General features: G+C 63.6%; 10 protein-coding genes and 2 pseudogenes. 11 read left to right on the forward strand and 1 reads right to left on the reverse strand.

Annotation, left to right across the window (positions count from 1 at the left end; genetic code table 11):
• Positions 1 to 94: 94 nt before the first annotated feature.
• On the reverse strand, positions 95 to 475 hold the full coding sequence (locus MFF58_RS15525) for a hypothetical protein (protein WP_238289528.1): 381 nt from the start codon (positions 473 to 475) through the stop codon (positions 95 to 97).
• Between the two features lie 551 nt (positions 476 to 1,026).
• Between MFF58_RS15525 and MFF58_RS15530 the strand changes: the two genes are divergently transcribed.
• The 11 genes and pseudogenes from MFF58_RS15530 (at position 1,027) to oxlT (ending at position 16,072) form a co-directional block, all read left to right on the forward strand.
• Positions 1,027 to 2,298, forward strand: coding sequence for a tyrosine-type recombinase/integrase (locus tag MFF58_RS15530; protein WP_238289530.1), 1,272 nt, complete (start codon positions 1,027 to 1,029; stop codon positions 2,296 to 2,298).
• Positions 2,299 to 2,429: 131 nt separating this feature from the next.
• On the forward strand, positions 2,430 to 3,119 hold the full coding sequence (locus tag MFF58_RS15535) for a hypothetical protein (protein ID WP_238289532.1): 690 nt from the start codon (positions 2,430 to 2,432) through the stop codon (positions 3,117 to 3,119).
• A gap of 104 nt (positions 3,120 to 3,223) precedes the next feature.
• On the forward strand, positions 3,224 to 3,412 hold the full coding sequence (locus MFF58_RS15540) for a helix-turn-helix domain-containing protein (protein ID WP_238289534.1): 189 nt from the start codon (positions 3,224 to 3,226) through the stop codon (positions 3,410 to 3,412).
• Between the two features lie 889 nt (positions 3,413 to 4,301).
• Positions 4,302 to 6,107, forward strand: coding sequence for a DUF927 domain-containing protein (locus MFF58_RS15545; RefSeq protein ID WP_238289536.1), 1,806 nt, complete (start codon positions 4,302 to 4,304; stop codon positions 6,105 to 6,107).
• Between the two features lie 576 nt (positions 6,108 to 6,683).
• Entirely contained in the window at positions 6,684 to 8,648 is a 1,965-nt protein-coding gene (locus MFF58_RS15550) for an alpha/beta hydrolase domain-containing protein (protein WP_238289538.1), read from the forward strand.
• A 178-nt stretch (positions 8,649 to 8,826) separates the two neighbouring features.
• Complete coding sequence (locus MFF58_RS15555) at positions 8,827 to 9,909, forward strand: alpha/beta hydrolase (RefSeq protein WP_238289540.1); 1,083 nt, start codon at positions 8,827 to 8,829, stop codon at positions 9,907 to 9,909.
• Between the two features lie 26 nt (positions 9,910 to 9,935).
• On the forward strand, positions 9,936 to 10,988 hold the full coding sequence (locus MFF58_RS15560) for an MBL fold metallo-hydrolase (RefSeq protein ID WP_238289542.1): 1,053 nt from the start codon (positions 9,936 to 9,938) through the stop codon (positions 10,986 to 10,988).
• A 75-nt stretch (positions 10,989 to 11,063) separates the two neighbouring features.
• Positions 11,064 to 12,226, forward strand: a pseudogene (locus tag MFF58_RS15565) (IS3 family transposase).
• Between the two features lie 214 nt (positions 12,227 to 12,440).
• A pseudogene (locus tag MFF58_RS15570) lies at positions 12,441 to 12,815 on the forward strand (group III truncated hemoglobin); the annotation flags it as partial.
• A 213-nt stretch (positions 12,816 to 13,028) separates the two neighbouring features.
• A complete protein-coding gene (locus MFF58_RS15575) occupies positions 13,029 to 14,204 on the forward strand; it encodes a YncE family protein (protein WP_238289543.1) in 1,176 nt (391 codons plus the stop codon).
• Positions 14,205 to 14,794: 590 nt separating this feature from the next.
• Positions 14,795 to 16,072: an oxalate/formate MFS antiporter gene (oxlT, locus tag MFF58_RS15580; RefSeq protein WP_238289545.1), complete on the forward strand. Its 1,278-nt coding sequence runs from the start codon at positions 14,795 to 14,797 to the stop codon at positions 16,070 to 16,072.
• Positions 16,073 to 16,135 lie beyond the last annotated feature (63 nt).

Consider the following 16,135-nt stretch of genomic DNA (forward strand, 5'->3'; position numbering starts at 1 on the left):
AGCGGTATAGGAGCGGCCATCCCATCCTCCCAGGCTTCAAACCCGAGGACAGAATCACAGCCCTGTCCGATCCGCTACCCCACGTGAGTCCCGCTCAACGAGGCTTGGTATTAGCCGCTTCGAGGTGCTGGATCGCCCGCACGTCCCGGCTGATCAACTTGCGCGCCGCTAGCTGTTCGGCCGCGGTCTCTCCGCCGTAGGAGACGAATCGCTCGACGATGAGGTGCAGATCATGGGTCGTACGCGAGCGCTTGCGCCCGCTCAGGATCTCAAGCTCGGCCATGATCGCGGCGCGCAGCGGGCTGGCGCCGATTTGGATGTATGTCGCGTAGGCCAGGGCGATGGCCTCAAGGTGCTGGGCATCCGACGCTTTGCGGATGTTCAGACCGGCCCGCTGCAGCCAACCCGCGCTGTTGAGCGGCTGCGACCCGGCACCTTGGACCTGATGCAGGAAGCGCTCGGCGTCGGCAGCCACGGCGTCGCGGCTGCCAGCTTCAGCCTGGGTTCGTCCTGATTCGGCCGGCTCACTTGCCGGCTTTGCGGCTGCCGGCCCGTTTGAAGCCTGAGGTGATGCAGGGTGGCGCGGCGATAGGGTCGAAGGGGAGGGGGGACGAGGTCGGTTAAACCGAAACGCTGGGACCGTGTCGTTGAGCATGGCCTGGATCCATTCCGAGCAAACAGCCGCACATCGGGTGTGAGCAGCACTTCGTCAGTATGAATTGGCGACACGCTGATGGCCGACCAAAACCAGCCTCGTCCAAGAATGTCCGGCTTGCTCGACGGGACACAAACTGGACACCAGCCGCAGCGGCACAAGCTAAGTGGTTGATTTTGCTGGCGCGCCCTACGGGAATCGAACCCGTGTTTTCGCCGTGAAAGAGTGGTAACGAGTAGTTTTGCGACTGTCTGCGAACATCAGCGAACCTTCAATCTACTGCATGTACGGCATCTTTCGTCCTTGCGGATCCGCTGACATCCGCCTACGCCTTTTCCGTACGGTTTCCGTACGTGAGCGGGGAGGGTGCCATGGCCCGCACGGTACGCAACGCCAAGCTCGACACGCGTTCTGGGCGCGCAAAGCTTGCTCCTCGGAGAGAGCCTTACTGGACGGTGATCTCAGCGGGTTGTGCCGTGGGCTACCGGCGCGGCGCCCAGGGCGGGACGTGGGTCGCGCGGATGCGCGAGGGGATCAAACAACACTATGAGGCGCTGGGTGCCGCCGATGACAGCCGGGATGCCGACGGCCTGACCGTGTTCTCGTTCGCGCAGGCTCAGGAGCGGGCGCGCGTCTACTTCACCCGGAAGGCACGCGAGCTCGCTGGCCTCGATCAGGAAGCAATCGGAGTCCCCTGGACGGTCTCGATGGCGCTGGCCGACTACCTCGCTGCGCGGGAACGACGCGGTTCGAAGGGCGTGCGAGCAGACCGCTACGCGGCCGAGGCGCGGATCCTGCCGGTGCTGGGCGCGTTCGAGTTAGCGGCACTGACAACGAAGCGCATCCGTGATTGGCATCACGACCTCGCAGAGGCGCCAAAGCTGCGCCGGACCGGCGCCGGGGCGATCGCGCGAAAACTCTCCGCAGTTGATGCGACTGACCCTGAGGCTGTGCGGGCGCGGCGAGCGACGGCCAACCGAGTGCTGACGATTCTCAAGGCCGCGCTCAATCATGCCTTCCAAGAGGGCAAGACCAGCTCGGACGAGGCGTGGCGCCGGGTGAAGCCGTACCGCGAGGCCGACGCCGCCAAGATCCGCTATCTGCCTCCTGATGAGTGTCGACGCCTGCTGGATGTCTGCGAAGGACCCTTCCGCGACCTCGTGCGAGGCGCACTGGCCACCGGCTGCCGTTACGGTGAACTCGGCCGAATCCGCGTTTCCGACTTCGATGCGCAGGCGCGCACTGTGATGATCGCCAAGTCGAAGCAGGCCAAGCCGCGCCACATCGCGTTGAGCGACGAAGGCGCCGCCTTCTTCGCCGCGCTCACCTCCGGGCGGCCGCGAACCGCGCTGGTCTTCTCCCGCACCGATGGAGAACCATGGGGAGCCTCACACCAGCAGCGGCCGCTGATCGAAGCTTCAGCGCGGGCGGGCCTTGAGCCGCCGTGCACGTTCCATATCCTGCGACACACCTACGCGAGTGCCTTGGCCATGCGGGGAGTGCCGATGCGCGTCATCGCCGATCAGCTCGGGCACGCGGACACGCGTGTCACCGAAAAGCACTACGCCCATCTCACGCCGTCCTACGTGGCTGAGGCAGTCCGGCAGGCGCTGCCAGCCCTTGGCTACGGCTTAAACAGGTAGCCGAACGGCAAAGCCTTGCCGAATAATTCAGATGCGGTAATCGACCAGCAATAGATGATGTATTATTTTAAAATGACGCGATTCTTTTGTCTTACTAAAATTGAACCGACACCAACTGGAGTATGAATAAGATGGGCAAGACAGCATCTCGTGTTGCGGTTTCTGCTTATGCAATCGAGATAACAAAAACTTTTACTCCGGCCGAGTGGAATGAACTCGAATCTGCTCTAGGTCAAGTCCTGAGCGAAGAGAACAGAAGCGCGATTTCTCATCTAACAGATGATTTTCTTAATTTTCGCCGCCATGAAGGGAGGAATGTCCCTACTATCAAAGAAGTTCGCGAGAAGATTGATCTGATACGCGAGAACGCACATAGCATAATTTCGGCAATTACGGTTGATTACTCAGATATAGTAGCACAGAACACTGCAGCAGCGCACGCCGCCAGATGCATAAGAAGTACGGAGGAGGGAGACGCCGCATTGATTGGCGAAGTGCAAGCTGTCCTCAGAAGGTTTATCGTCAGCTGTGATCAGGCGCGGGAGGGTCGACCAGAGGCTAGCGACCACGGATATCAGGCCGGCGATGCTTGGAAAACGACAGTCTGGGCAATGCACCGCACTCTCGACCCGGATCATCCACCGGGGAAGGGTATCGGCAATAATGCCTACCCAATGAGCCCCATCACCAAGTTCATCGAAGCTTGGGAGAACCTTCTGCCCGGGGATGCCCGCAAGGACCCCGCTGAGAGGAGTCCGGACGCGCTGCAGGCAGCCGTGAATCGCGCCATAATGGGCAGGGGTGCCGCCCGGGACAAATAGTGCGTCGAAACTTTCCGATATTTGTCCCTCCCGGAGGCCGGTAGGGTCGAAGCAAGATCCTGGCGGATGTCACGAGCCATCTCGACATCCGCTGGAGTAAGCAGATGAATCACAGAGCCTACAGCGTCGCCGAAGCCTTGCAGCTCGCGAATGCCAGCCGCACAACGCTCTACAAGGCCATCGCCACCGGCCACCTACGCGCCGTGAAGCGTGGCAGGCGCACCTTGATCTTGGCCGATGACCTAAAGCGCTGGCTTGAGGCCTTGCCGCCGATCACCCGCACGGCCGCATAGCGCAGCGTGACTGACCAGAGACGGCCTACCGATCTGGACGGTTCTCTCCACCTTCGCGCCTGAGCAAAGAAAAGTCCCACACGAGGGCTGCTCGCGCGAGACTTGTGAAAGTTCATAGCATGTCATCCTCCTCTACCGCACGGCGCCGCTCGCGTCGAGTGCGAACTTGTGCGTCTGATCTATTTGACTGGGCGCAGCAGCAAGACCTGCTCGCACGGCCTGCCGTTCGGGCGATCTGTCAACGACTCGGCGTCAGCCCCGCCCTGGCGCTTGTCTACGCTGAACAGTCCGGCCTCTTACGGGAGGCGCGCGGTGATTAGATCGACAACACCGCAACGCATCGCCGGCACGTTCCGAGCACATCGTCCGATTCGCCCTCGTGATGTGGACCGCCTGATCAGCCTCGGGGTTCGCCCCGAGGTCCTCCAACAAAGTACCGGCCTTCGGGCAGGTTACGTTGTCTGGCTTCCGCGCCACCGCTTCGTCTTCGAACAGCATCTACCCGCAAGTCATGCTGATGTCGGCGGCGAGCGCGCCTTGCTGATCCTGGTGGCCGATCAAATCGAACAAGCCATCGACATCGTCGCCTGGGTACCCGCAACAGGCCGCCTCACGAGCTGGCTCGGCCGGGCCCGAGCTGTCGGGCAGGTTGCCGACCTTCCACCGGAGTCGCAGGACCAGATGCCGATCTGGTCAGACCCCCTCCACTGGCTGAACGCCGGTCAGCGAGGCCTCGTCCTGCTGGGCCCACACCCTGCAGCCGGACACAGCACACAAGACGACCACGGCTCGCCTAAAGCGCGGCACTCGGACGGCGCCTCGTACGCGAGTTGCCCGGTCGCACGCGGCCTATCCCTCACCTTACCTTCACCCCAGCTCGGAGCGCCCCATGACCTACGCCGGTTCTGAGGATTTCGTCGACGCCTCGGGCGAGCGCACATGCGGGAAGCTCTCGACGGAGCGGTCGACCTACATCTCCACCGACCGCTTCCGGATGAACACGGACGGCCTCACGACCGAGATCACCCGTGGCAGCGGCGAGCGGGCACGCACAGAACAGCTGTGGGTCTCAGCACCTTTCGAGATCATCGGTCGGGGTCGAGACCCGAGCGGCTGCGGCTGGTCCAAGTGGCTGCGATGGCGCGACCCCGACGGACGCCAGCACGAGCATGCAGTCTCGGACGCCGCTTTGCACGGTGACGTTCGTGCCCTGGCAGCCGACCTGGCCAGCCGCGGTCTCGTCATCGCCCGCGGCGCCCGCAACCATCTCGCCGACTACCTCGCGGAGGTGTCGGTCGACGAGCGTGTGACCACCGTCACGCGCTCCGGCTGGCATACACTCGGCGACAGCCGGCTCTTCGTCCTGCCGCATGGCGCGATCGGGCAACCACACGACGAGACGGTGATCCTCTCCGGCGCCATATCGACGGGCTACGCCGAGAGCGGAACATTGCAGGGGTGGCGTGAGAGTGTCGGCGCGCTCGCGCACGGACACAACCGGCTGATCCTGGCGATCGCGACAGCGTTGGCCGGACCGCTGCTGGAGCTGGCGGGCAGCGAGGGAGGAGGCATCAATCTGTATGGGCAGTCCAGCAAGGGAAAGACAACCGCGCTCAGAGCGGCAGCCAGCGTGTGGGGCCGCGGCTCGGCGGACCCCGGCTTTATCCGCTCCTGGCGCGCGACAGCCAACGCGCAGGAAGGTGCTGCCGCACTTGTCACGGACACGCTGCTCTGCTTGGACGAGATCGGTGTGGCGGACGGGCGCGATGCAGCGGCTGCCATCTACCAACTCGCCTCAGGTGTGGGCAAAGGCCGCTCCAGCCGGGACGGATCTCTCCGCCCGGCCGTGACGTGGCGCGTGCTGACGCTGAGCACGGGCGAGATCCCAATGGCCGCCAAGGTCACAGAGGACAAGCAGCGCCGCGTCTACGCCGGGCAGTCTGTGCGTCTGCTCGACATTCCAGCCGATGCAGGTCAGGGCTTCGGTGTCTTCGATCACGCTGGCGCCGACGGCAACGCAGCTCGGTTGGCGGAGGCGGTCAAGAGTGCCGCGCAGGCGAACTTCGGCACGGCGGGTCCGGCCTTCGTCCGTGAGATGATCCGCGTAGGGTTGGACGAGGTGGCGCGACGTGTCGCCAAAATCGTCTCCGACTTCCTCACCGCGCACGTCGACCCTGCCGCGGACGGGCAGGTCCGTCGGGCGGCCGGCCGTCTCGGCTTGATCGCGGCGGCCGGCGAGCTCGGCACCGAGTTCGGCATCTTACCTTGGGATCGGGGCGAATCGGAGTGCGCGTCAGCGCGCGCGCTCCAGGACTGGCTTGCGACACGGGGTGGGACAGAACCTGCGGAGGTTCGGGAGGCGATCGCTCAGGTGCGCCGGTTCTTCGAGGCTTATGGCGACAGCCGGTTCGAGTTGATCGGCGATGCTGACGCGCGCCCAATCTTGAACCGGGTGGGCTGGCGCAGGGGCTACGGTGAAGAGCGGCTCTGGCTAGTCCTGCCGGAGGCATGGAAGTCGGAGGTTTGCGCCGGGCTTGATCCGGTCGCCACGGCTCGCATCCTGTCCGATCGCGGGATGCTAAAGCCAGCAGGCTCCAGCAAGTTCCAGCGCTCTGAGCGCACTCCGGTCAGCAAGGATCCGATTCGGGTCTACGTGGTCACGCCGGCCATCTTCGGCGGGGACGAGGACGCCTGAGGACGTGCGCTGTCGGCCGGAAGACACCGGTTCATTCGGACGCAGTGAATAGGCCGGTGCTACAGGTGTTACAGGTGCTACAGGCGCTCTGAACCGAGCGGAACGCGCGACGTAGCACCTCCTGTGGCACCGACTCGAAGTGGAAATTCTGCAGCGCAATCAATCGTGTAACACCGTGGCACGCGTAACGGCTGGCGATCGCTACACTAGCGAGCGTTGTAGCACCTGCAGATCTGAGTGCCGGTGCCACACGGGCGAGTTGGATGACCTTATCTTCCGGTTCGGAGTTTCGTGCATCGGGGGCAACGCCGACGATTCGCCAGTAGCGAACCTTGAAATCCAACCGAGAAGCAGCCCGTCGGCTTTGCGCCCATCTCGGTCGATCAGCCGACGCTAGCGGCTTCTCCGAAGCGGTCGTTGCAGCAGCTCAGCTTGTTGGCCTGAGCAGCGCCAGGAGGCTGGCTGACAGGCCGCTCGAAAACGCAACGTCTCCGCAGCCACCCTGCTCGACGCGCCGCGCTGTCTGTGTTTGCTGACACCATCGGCCTTCCAAACGAGCCGAGCGGGGGAGGGAGCATGGGAACAGGTCGGGTTTTGGCCTGCGCGCTCGGGTGCGCACTCGGCATCGCACCAGCCCAGGCGCGCATCATCAGCATCGAGATCACCGCCGTCGAGCCGTTTGCTGAAGGCGCGGAATTTGGGTCTGCTGGCGCTTACGAGCGGGTCATCGGAGCCGCCCACGGCGAACTCGATCCGGCGGATCCAGCCAACGCCGGCATCGTCGACATCACGCTCGCGCCGCGCAATGCACGCGGCATGGTCGAGTACAAAACCGACCTGTTTATCTTGCGCCCGAAAGACCCTGCACGGGGCAGCGGCACGCTGCTGTTCGAGGTGCTGAACCGCGGCCGCAAGTTCCTATTCAACTGGGTGCTGGATGCGCCGGCCCAAGCCGCGCAGGCCGTCAACGATCCGCGCAGCGCCGTCGATGCCGGCACCAGCCTCGTCCTGCGACGCGGTGACACCGTCGTCTGGTCGGGCTGGGAGGCGGACGCGTTGCGTCAGCAGGGCGGCATGGCGATTGACGTCCCGGTAGCTTCCCAAAACGGCAAGCCGATCGTGGAGATCGTGCGCGACGAACTCGTCAGCGCCACCCGCGGGCCGCCGGAGGCGCCCTTCTATCTCACCTTCAAGGCAGCCAGTCAGAATAAGGCCGGCACGCAGCTGACCGTGCGCCGCCGGGAGGCCGACCCGCCCCGGCCCGTTCCGGCGGATGCGTGGCACTACGCGACGTCGCGGCAACTCGAACTCCTCCCCAAGGGCACCAAGCCCTTGCCGGGCTCGATCTACCAGTTCACCTACCAGGCCACTGAACCGAAAGTGCTCGGCATCGGCTTCGCCGCGACGCGCGACGTAATCGCCTACCTACGCGGCGATGCCGCCGGCGGCGCCAACCCGGCGGGCGGAACAATCCGACACGCGGTCGCTCTCGGCATCTCACAGAGTGGGCGCTACCTGCGCGACTTCATCTATCAGGGCTTCAATCGCGACGAGACCGGACACCAGGTCTTCGACGGCGTGTTGTCCCACATTGCCGGGATCGGCGGGGTCTTCCTCAACGCGCGCTTCGGCCAACCGTCACGAACGAACACGCAGCACGAAGATCATCTCTATCCGGAAAATACCTTCCCGTTCTCCGCGACGCCCCAGCACGACCCGGTGACGGGACGGACTGGCGCGCTCCTGCGCAACGACGGCTTCGACCCGCTGCTAATCGAGGTGAACACCGGTACCGAGTACTGGCAGAAAGGTGCTTCGCTGCTAACGACGGATCCGCTGGGTCGCAAGGACATCGCCTCGCCCGACCGAGCGCGCGCGTACTTGGTCTCGAGCGCCTTCCACTATGGCCGCGCTGGACTGACCTCGAATAGAGGACCCTGCGCGAACACACGCAGCACCCTCAATCCGGCACCTGTCCTTCGAGCCCTTCTGGTGGCGCTCGAGGAGTGGGTGACGGACGGCACAGTGCCGCCGGACAGCCGGATTCCGCGCTTATCGGATGGCACGCTGGTCGAGGCAGCTGAGACCGGCTTTCCTTTCATCGTCGGTGTGCCAGTCCCCACCGCGCCGAACACAATTGCGCGCTTCAGCACCTACGTCGATCCCAAGCCTGAGAGCGGGCTACAATACCGGCCACTCGTGCCGCGAGTAGATGCGGACGGCAACGACGTGGCAGGCATTCGCCTGCCGGCCGTCGCCGCACCGCGGGCGACCTTCACGGGTTGGAACCTCTACGCTGATCCCTTCCCTGTGGGCTCCCTGTGCGACCGGGAGGGAAGCCAGCTTCCGTTTGCCCGAACACGAGCCGAGCGCGAGGCCAATGGGGATCCGCGGCCCTCGCTGGAGGAGCGCTACTCGGATCTGGACGCCTACCTTGCTGCAGTGGCCAAGTCTGTAGATGTGCTAGTCAAAGATCGCCTGCTTCTGCGCGAGGATGGCGACCGCCTGGTCCAGGCGGCACGGCACGAGGCTACGCAATAGCAATTTTGGACGAGGCGCACCGCCAGTTTGGCTGTGCGCCAGCATCTACATCTGCGACGACACTGGGCTGGAGACCAAAGCGGTGTTCGAGGAGATCGCCGGCTTCTTTGACAAGCATCTGGCGCGCGAGGGCTCAGCCCGGGGCTGACGAGAGCGCATATCAGAGGGGAGTGCCTTCGTGAGACGTCACCTTGCTGTGCTGAGCTTTCTGCTGCCGCTGCTTCTATTGGGTATGGCGGCACAGGCTCAGCCCATCACGAAGGAAGATGAGCAGATCGACGGCGCTGATCCCAGCGTCCGCTTGTTTGTGCGCATGAAGATGGCGGAGGGCAACGCGCGCTTCACGGACGACAACGTCGTCGTGTTCGTGCATGGCGCGACGACCCCGTCCACGCCCGACTTCGACCTGTCCTATAAGGATTACTCCTGGGCTGATCGGCTCGCCCGGCTCGGCTACGTCGTCTACATGTTCGACAAGCGCAACTACGGCTTCTCATCTCGCGAGCCGGCCATGGACAAGCCAGCGGCCGAGAACCGGCCGGTGACGCGCTCCTACCTCGCGGTGCGCGACATCGGATCGGTGGTCGACTTCGTCCGCAAGCGCCACAGCGTGTCGAAGTTGACGCTGATCGGCTGGTCATGGGGCGCGATGACGACCGGCTACTTCGCGTCACTGCACAGCGACAAGCTGCGTCGGATCGTGCTCTACGCGCCGGCCTACGCGTTCGCGCAGCATACCAACCTCGGGGCCGGCACGGCGCTTCAGAACAAGCGTAAGCCGCTCGAATTCAATTACGGGCTCGGCGCCTACCGCCTCGGCACAGCCGCGGCCAACACGGCCCGCTGGGACGGTGAGATCCCGATCGAGAACAAGGGCGAGTACCGCGAGCAGGGTGTCGTTGACGCGTTCAACGCCGAGATGCTGGCGACCGATCCAACGAGTGGAAGCCGAACCCCGCCCAGCCTCCGTGCGCCGAACGGGGTCCTGGAGGACAGCTTCATGCAGGCCACCGGCCGTCGCATGTGGAACGCCTCCTCGATCTACGTGCCGACACTCGTCATCGCCGGGCAGTACGACACGTGGTCGTATCCGGAGGATCGCGAGGTACTGATGCGCGACCTCACGAACGTGCCGCTCAAGAAGAGCGTGATGATCCCGGATGCGACGCACTTCGTCCTGTTCGAGAAGAACCGCGAACAGTTCTTCCAGGCGATCGAAGACTTCCTGAAGTCGCCCGTCGCTGAGGTATCAAAGCCGTGAGCCGGGCGCGTCCTCGAGCGCGCATCATGACGTGGAACAAGGCGGCGATCTCGGCCGTCCGACAGCAGCTGTCAACGACTGGGATAGATCCGATGGTGACGAGACGATCCGTTCTGGCTGCGGCCGCCCAGCCCGCCTGCGTTGCCGCGCTCGCGACCGCTCCCCTCGCCATGCCCTATGCAGCCTCGGCACAGGCGCCGACACTCGCATCGGATCAGGCGCCGGGTTTCTACCGCTACAAGGTAGGCGCGGTCGAGGTGACAGCGATCAACGACGGCTTTGCCATGCGCTCGCTTGATGGCTTCATCCCCAACGCGCCGGCAGGCGAGCTGAAGAAGGCGATGGAGGATGCCTTCCTTCCCACGGACACACTTCCTCTAACCTTCACGTCCGTCGTGCTGCGCATCGGAGGCCGCACGGTGTTGGTGGACACCGGCTTTGCCGACAACGGCCCGCCCACCACCGGCCGCTGGATGACGAACTTCCGTACCGCCGGTTTTGACCCGGCGACCGTGGACGACATCGTGATCAGCCATTTCCATCCAGACCACATCGGCGGCATCCGTCGTAAGGACGGCACGGCGGTCTTCCCGAAGGCGCAGGTCCACGTACCCGAGGCAGAGTGGGCGTTCTGGACCGACGATGCCCGGATGGCCAAGGCGCCGGACGGCTGGAAGCCGACCTTCGCGGCGACACGCCGTGTGTTCGGGCCCATGACGGGAGAAGTGAAGCGCTTCGCCGCCGGCGAGGAGGTGGTGCCGTCCCTGACGGCGGTGGCCGCCCCTGGCCATACCCCCGGCCACACGGCATTCATGCTGGGCTCGGGCTCGGCCAGGCAGTTGATCATGGGTGACACAGCCAACCATCCCGCGCTCTTCGTACGAAATCCAGGATGGTCGGCGGTGTTTGACATGGACGCGGAGAAGGCTTGCGAGACCCGCGTGAAGATGCTTGACTTAGCTGCGGCCGAGCGCCTGCAGGTATCGTTCTACCATGCGCCGTTCCCGGCGGCAGGCCACATCCTCAAGGGTGCGGATGGGTACAGGTTCGTCCCGATCCAGTGGAGTCCAGTCGTCTAAACGAGGGTGGCGCTGATCCTCCCTCGGCATCTCGGACACCTCTGATACGCTCATCCTGAGCGGGGAAGGTGTCAAATGGCGAAGACGAGACGAGAGTTCACACCCGAGTTCAAACGCGAAGCGGTCGCCCTGCCGGAGAGCAGCGGCAGACCGCAGATGCAGGTCGCGGCCGAGCTCGGGATCCAGCCCTCGATGTTGCGGCAGTGGCGCGCCATGCTGAACGGGGCCTCACTCCGGCCGCGGCCTGCTGGATCGACGGGGGCCTCGCCACCAAACCCGGTCGCGTCCCCGTCCGATCAGGCCGCCGAGATCGCCCGTCTGCGGCGTGAGCTCGACCGCATGCGCATGGAGCGCGACGTGCTAAAAAGAGCCATCGGCATCTTCGCGGAGATGCCCAAGTGACCTTCGCCGTCATCGAGCAGCATGCGCGGACCTGGCCGGTGCGTCTCATGTGCCGCGTGCTCGGAGTCTCATCCAGCGGCTTTTACGGCTGGCGGTCACGGCCTGAGAGCGACCGCTCGGCCTCCAGCCGCCAGCTCCTGGACAATGTCCGGCGCATCCATGCCGCAGACCATCGGCGCTATGGTGCCCCACGCGTGCATGCCGCCCTACGGGCTGAGGGCCGGCCTGTCAGCCGGGGCCGGGTAGAGCGCCTCATGCGCCGGCATGGCATCCGTGTCCTGGTGGGGCGTCGATTCCGGCCCTGCACGACCGACAGCCGCTACGAATTCCCGATCGCGCCCAATCTCCTGAAGTAGGATTTCTCGGCCGCGCAGCCCAACACGGTCTGGTTGGCCGACATCACCTACCTGCCGACCGGCGAGGGCTAGCTGTACCTGGCTGCCGTCCTCGATCTGGCCACACGCAAGATCGTCGGCTGGTCGATGCGCGATCACATGCGCACCGAGTTGAGCGTGGCGGCGCTGATGATGTCGACCCAACGGCAGCGGCCGGCCGCCGGGTTGATCTGCCACTCGGATCGCGGCAGCCAGTACGCGGCCGAGGACTACCGGAGGCAGTTCACCGGCATGGGGGCGAAGCCGTCGATGAGCCGCACGGCTTGCTGCTACGATAATACCCTGATGGAGAGCTTCTTCCACACCCTCAAAGTCGAACTCGCCCATCAGCGACGATGGGCAACCCGGGACGAGGCCCAACGCGACCTGTTCGCTTACATCGAGGGCTACTACAATCGGCAACGCATCCATTCGGCACTCGGCTATCTCACGCCCGAGTAAGCCGAGAGGACCGCGAACTGATCTCCTTGTGTCCGCGATGCCGAGGAAGGATCATCGCGCCTATCCCGGACATTGAGGGCGCTCTCGTTCATCTCCGAAAGCCGACATCAACTAATGGTTTGAACCGCCGGCCCCCCGCATAGCTTGGGTGCCGATCAGGGCAGACGTTCTATCGCCCCTTGTAGCGGCAAGCGACCGCCGGCATCTCATGGTCATGCCTGACTCCACCCTTGACGAGGCTAGCCTCGCCCGCTTTCTCGACGCCTTCTACGCACGCGTGCGCGGCGATGCACTGATTGGCCCAGTCTTCGCGGCAGCGATCCCCGACCACTGCTGGGCTCAACATATGGCGACCATCCAGGCATTCTGGTCCTCAGTCTTGTTCAAGACGGGCCGCTACAAGGGCAATCCGTTCGGCAAGCATCTCGCGCTCGGCCAGCTTCAACCGCCCCATTTCGCTCGCTGGCTCAGCCTGTTCGAGGAAACGGCTCACGCCCACTTCCCGCGTGAGGTCGCAGCCATCCTGATTGAGCGTGCTCACCGCATCGGGGACAGCCTGAAAGCGGGATTGTTCTTCCGACCCAGCCTGCAGAGCGACTTCGCGGGTGTCGATGCGACGGTCGTTCGCGACCGAACCGGCAGTCTGGTTGAACCGCTCTCCCGTGGTTTGAACTCTCGCAAATCGTAACCGGCAGCCGCGGAAAGCAGTTGAGCAGAATTGTGTAAGCTCGCGGCACCGCTACACTGACCCGCGGGAGAAAACGCAGTCGTAAAGCGACTCAGGCCGCGAGGGGCAGCAGCGATGGCACGTATCTTGAGAGCGGCAGGCTTCAGCGCCTGGCTTGTGACAGGTTTGTGCAGCACGACCGTGCTCGGCGCGCCTTACATGATCGTCGGCAATGACGAGAAGCTCGTCTGGAACGACGAGGGCAAGCCGGTGATGTCACTTCCCGGCAAGGACAACGTGCTCGTCGTCGACCTGGCCAACCCGGAAGACCCCAAAATCATCGCCAACCTGCCTCTGAAGAACTCCGTGGTGGGTCCACCCGCCAACATCGCCATAGACCCCAGCGGCTCGATGGCCCTGGTGGCGGACTCCGTCAGCGTCATCCAGGAGGGCGAGGCGCTCAAGCAGGTGCCGGACGACAAAGTCCACGTCATAGACCTGAAGGCGAGCCCGCCTAAGCTCGCCACGACAGTGCAGGTCGGCAAGATGCCGTCAGGACTGGACATCAGCCCGAAGGGCGACATGGCCCTCGTGGCTCTCCGCGCCGACAACGCGGTCGCCGTGCTGTCGATCAAAGGTACCGAGGTGAAGCTGGTCGAAACCGTGCCTATGGGCGACATAGTCTCGCAAATCGCCTTCACGCCGGATGGCCGCCACGCCGTGGCGGTCAAGTTTCCAGCGGGAAAGGCCTCGCTGCTCGACATCGGCGCGGACGGTAAGGTGACCTACAACAAGCTCGATCTGCCGACCGGCCCCTGGCCCTACAACGTCGTCGTGAGCCCAACAGGCAAGATCGCGCTCACCGCGGACAACGGTAATTCCGGCGCCTCGGACGGCAGCGTCGATACGGTGAGCGTCATTGATCTTGAAGCTCAGCCGCCGCGGATCACGGACCGCGTCGTCGTTGGAGACGGTCCGGAAGGCATCGCCATCAGTCCGAGAGGTGATGTCGGAGTAGCGGTCATCCTCAGGGGCTCAAACGCGAGCAAGAAGGCGTATTTCTACAACAAGAATGGAAGCCTCGCCGTCCTGAAGATCGACGGGAAGGCGGTGACGAAGATCAAGGAGATTGAGGTTGGCGGGTTGCCGGAGGCAGCGGCGTTCACCCCGGACGGACGCTATCTGCTCGTCGGTAATTATCTCGACCAGGACTTCTCGATCTTACGGGTCAACGGCACTGAGATCACCGATACGGGGAAGCGGTTCAAAGTGCCTGGCCACCCCGCCTCGGCGCGAATTAGCCCTCGCTGACAGCGAGAGACTTCGCTCGCGTTGGCACTTCCCTCGCCAGCGCCATCCATCCCGCAGCGCTTTTGCGCTTGGCGCATACTGTCTGATGATCGAAGTCTGACGCTTGATACCTATATTCGAGGTCCGCAACGGATGGTGACGCGTCATAGGGTTACTGCTGGAAAGCGGACATTGAGCTTCGCGGCCATCTCGGCCATTCGGCCGCCATCACAGCCCTCTCCGAAGCGGACACTACGGTAGTGCGAGATCTAAGCCCGGATCTTGTCATTTCGGAATACTTATCAGATACGAAATAGATATCACTTTTCGGCATGGCCGTAACTATCGGCATCAAAAAATTATATAAAACGAGTCAACTTGAAGCATGAATTAAGCAGCTTCGTCGAGAGCTGACACGGGGCAACTGCGCCGCTGCCAGCTTTTGAAGCGTGGCCTGTACCGGTCACTCATCAAATTGGGCACTTGGCTGGGGACGGCAGCGCGCTGTCAATCGAGATCTGCGACGCGGCCCTTTGAGCTGCGCTGCGGCGCATGATTGACGCCAACCCGCGCTGATGATGTCGTCATCTAAAAGGCACCTGGAGGTTGCAATGAATCCAGTCAAGTCGCGTCGACGCTGGCTCCAACTCCTGCTTGGCTTGATCGTCATGATGACGATTTCGAGCCCACAATACGTCTGGACCCTGTTCGTCAAACCCTTTCAGGCCAGCACCGGTGCCTCACTCGCCGCAGTGCAGGTCACCTTCACGCTGGTGATTGTGCTGCAAACCTTTTTCTCCCCAGTGCAAGGCTATCTCATCGACCGATTTAGTCCGAAACTGATGATCGCTCTAGGTGCCGCCCTGAGTGGGCTCGGTTGGGTCATGGCCTCGAAAGCCGAGAGCCTGCTCGCCTTGTACGCCACCTATGGTCTGCTCTGCGGCCTCGGGACTGGCATCGTCTATGTCGGCATCGTCTGCCTGATGGTGCGCTGGTTCCCGGACCGCCGGGGTTTCGCCACCGGCATGGTGGCGGCCGGCTATGGCATGGGTGCCATGATCACCACCTTCCCAATCACCGATATGATCGCGGCTAGCGACTTCCGGCACACGCTTCTGGTCTTCGGGTGCATCCTCGGTGCAGTCGGGCTTCTAGCCGCTCTCGGCTTGCGCGCGCCACAGGCCGGCGAGGTGCCACTGATCGACCCAGCCGGAACCGCGAGCGATCCAGCCGACACTGCACCGAGGGCGATGCTGCGCACGCCTGTGTTCTGGCTGATGTTCGCCATGATGACGATGATGTCGACGGGCGGCTTGATGGTCACGGCCAACTTCGCCAACTTCGCCCGCGAGTTCGGCGTTGCCGACGCGCTCGTGTTCGGCTTTGCGGCGCTTCCTTTCGCGCTGACCTTCGATCGCATCACCAATGGCCTGACGCGTCCCTTCTTCGGCTGGGTGTCGGACCATATCGGCCGGGAGAACACGATGGCGATCGCGTTCGCGCTCGAGGCGGCCGCAATCGGGCTGTTGCTCTACAATCGGCAGAACGCTTACGCGTTCGCACTGCTGTCAGGCGTTGTGTTTTTCGCCTGGGGCGAAATTTTCTCGTTATTTCCCTCGATATTAACCGATACCTTCGGAACGAAGCACGCCACCACGAATTACGGCTTCCTCTACATGGCGCAAGGCGTCGGCTCGCTCCTTGGCGGTCCTGTCGCGGCGCTGATCCACGACGCGGCCGGCAACTGGGTGCCGGTTTTCGCAATCGCGATTATCCTCGACCTCATCACCGCCGTGCTGGCCTATTTCGTCCTGAAACCCATGCGGCGCGGCTGGCTTGGACGCGAGCGGGCACCAAAGCCCGCCCTCGGCCGTGCCGCAGCGGCGTAAGAGAACGAGCACCGTCGGCCCTAAAGCAACATTCGGCATTGCGCCCATTTCGGCCGCTCAGCC

Origin of the sequence: Methylobacterium longum (assembly GCF_022179385.1) — a bacterium.
GTDB lineage: Bacteria > Pseudomonadota > Alphaproteobacteria > Rhizobiales > Beijerinckiaceae > Methylobacterium > Methylobacterium longum.

Bases quoted from the DNA above. Each gene is read 5' to 3' on its own strand.
- oxlT (WP_238289545.1), top strand. From the start codon at position 14,795: ATGAATCCAGTCAAGTCGCGTCGACGCTGGCTCCAACTCCTGCTTGGC.
- MFF58_RS15535 (WP_238289532.1), top strand. From the start codon at position 2,430: ATGGGCAAGACAGCATCTCGTGTTGCGGTTTCTGCTTATGCAATCGAG.
- MFF58_RS15540 (WP_238289534.1), top strand. From the start codon at position 3,224: ATGAATCACAGAGCCTACAGCGTCGCCGAAGCCTTGCAGCTCGCGAAT.
- MFF58_RS15560 (WP_238289542.1), top strand. From the start codon at position 9,936: ATGACGTGGAACAAGGCGGCGATCTCGGCCGTCCGACAGCAGCTGTCA.
- MFF58_RS15550 (WP_238289538.1), top strand. From the start codon at position 6,684: ATGGGAACAGGTCGGGTTTTGGCCTGCGCGCTCGGGTGCGCACTCGGC.
- MFF58_RS15530 (WP_238289530.1), top strand. From the start codon at position 1,027: ATGGCCCGCACGGTACGCAACGCCAAGCTCGACACGCGTTCTGGGCGC.
- MFF58_RS15545 (WP_238289536.1), top strand. From the start codon at position 4,302: ATGACCTACGCCGGTTCTGAGGATTTCGTCGACGCCTCGGGCGAGCGC.
- MFF58_RS15575 (WP_238289543.1), top strand. From the start codon at position 13,029: ATGGCACGTATCTTGAGAGCGGCAGGCTTCAGCGCCTGGCTTGTGACA.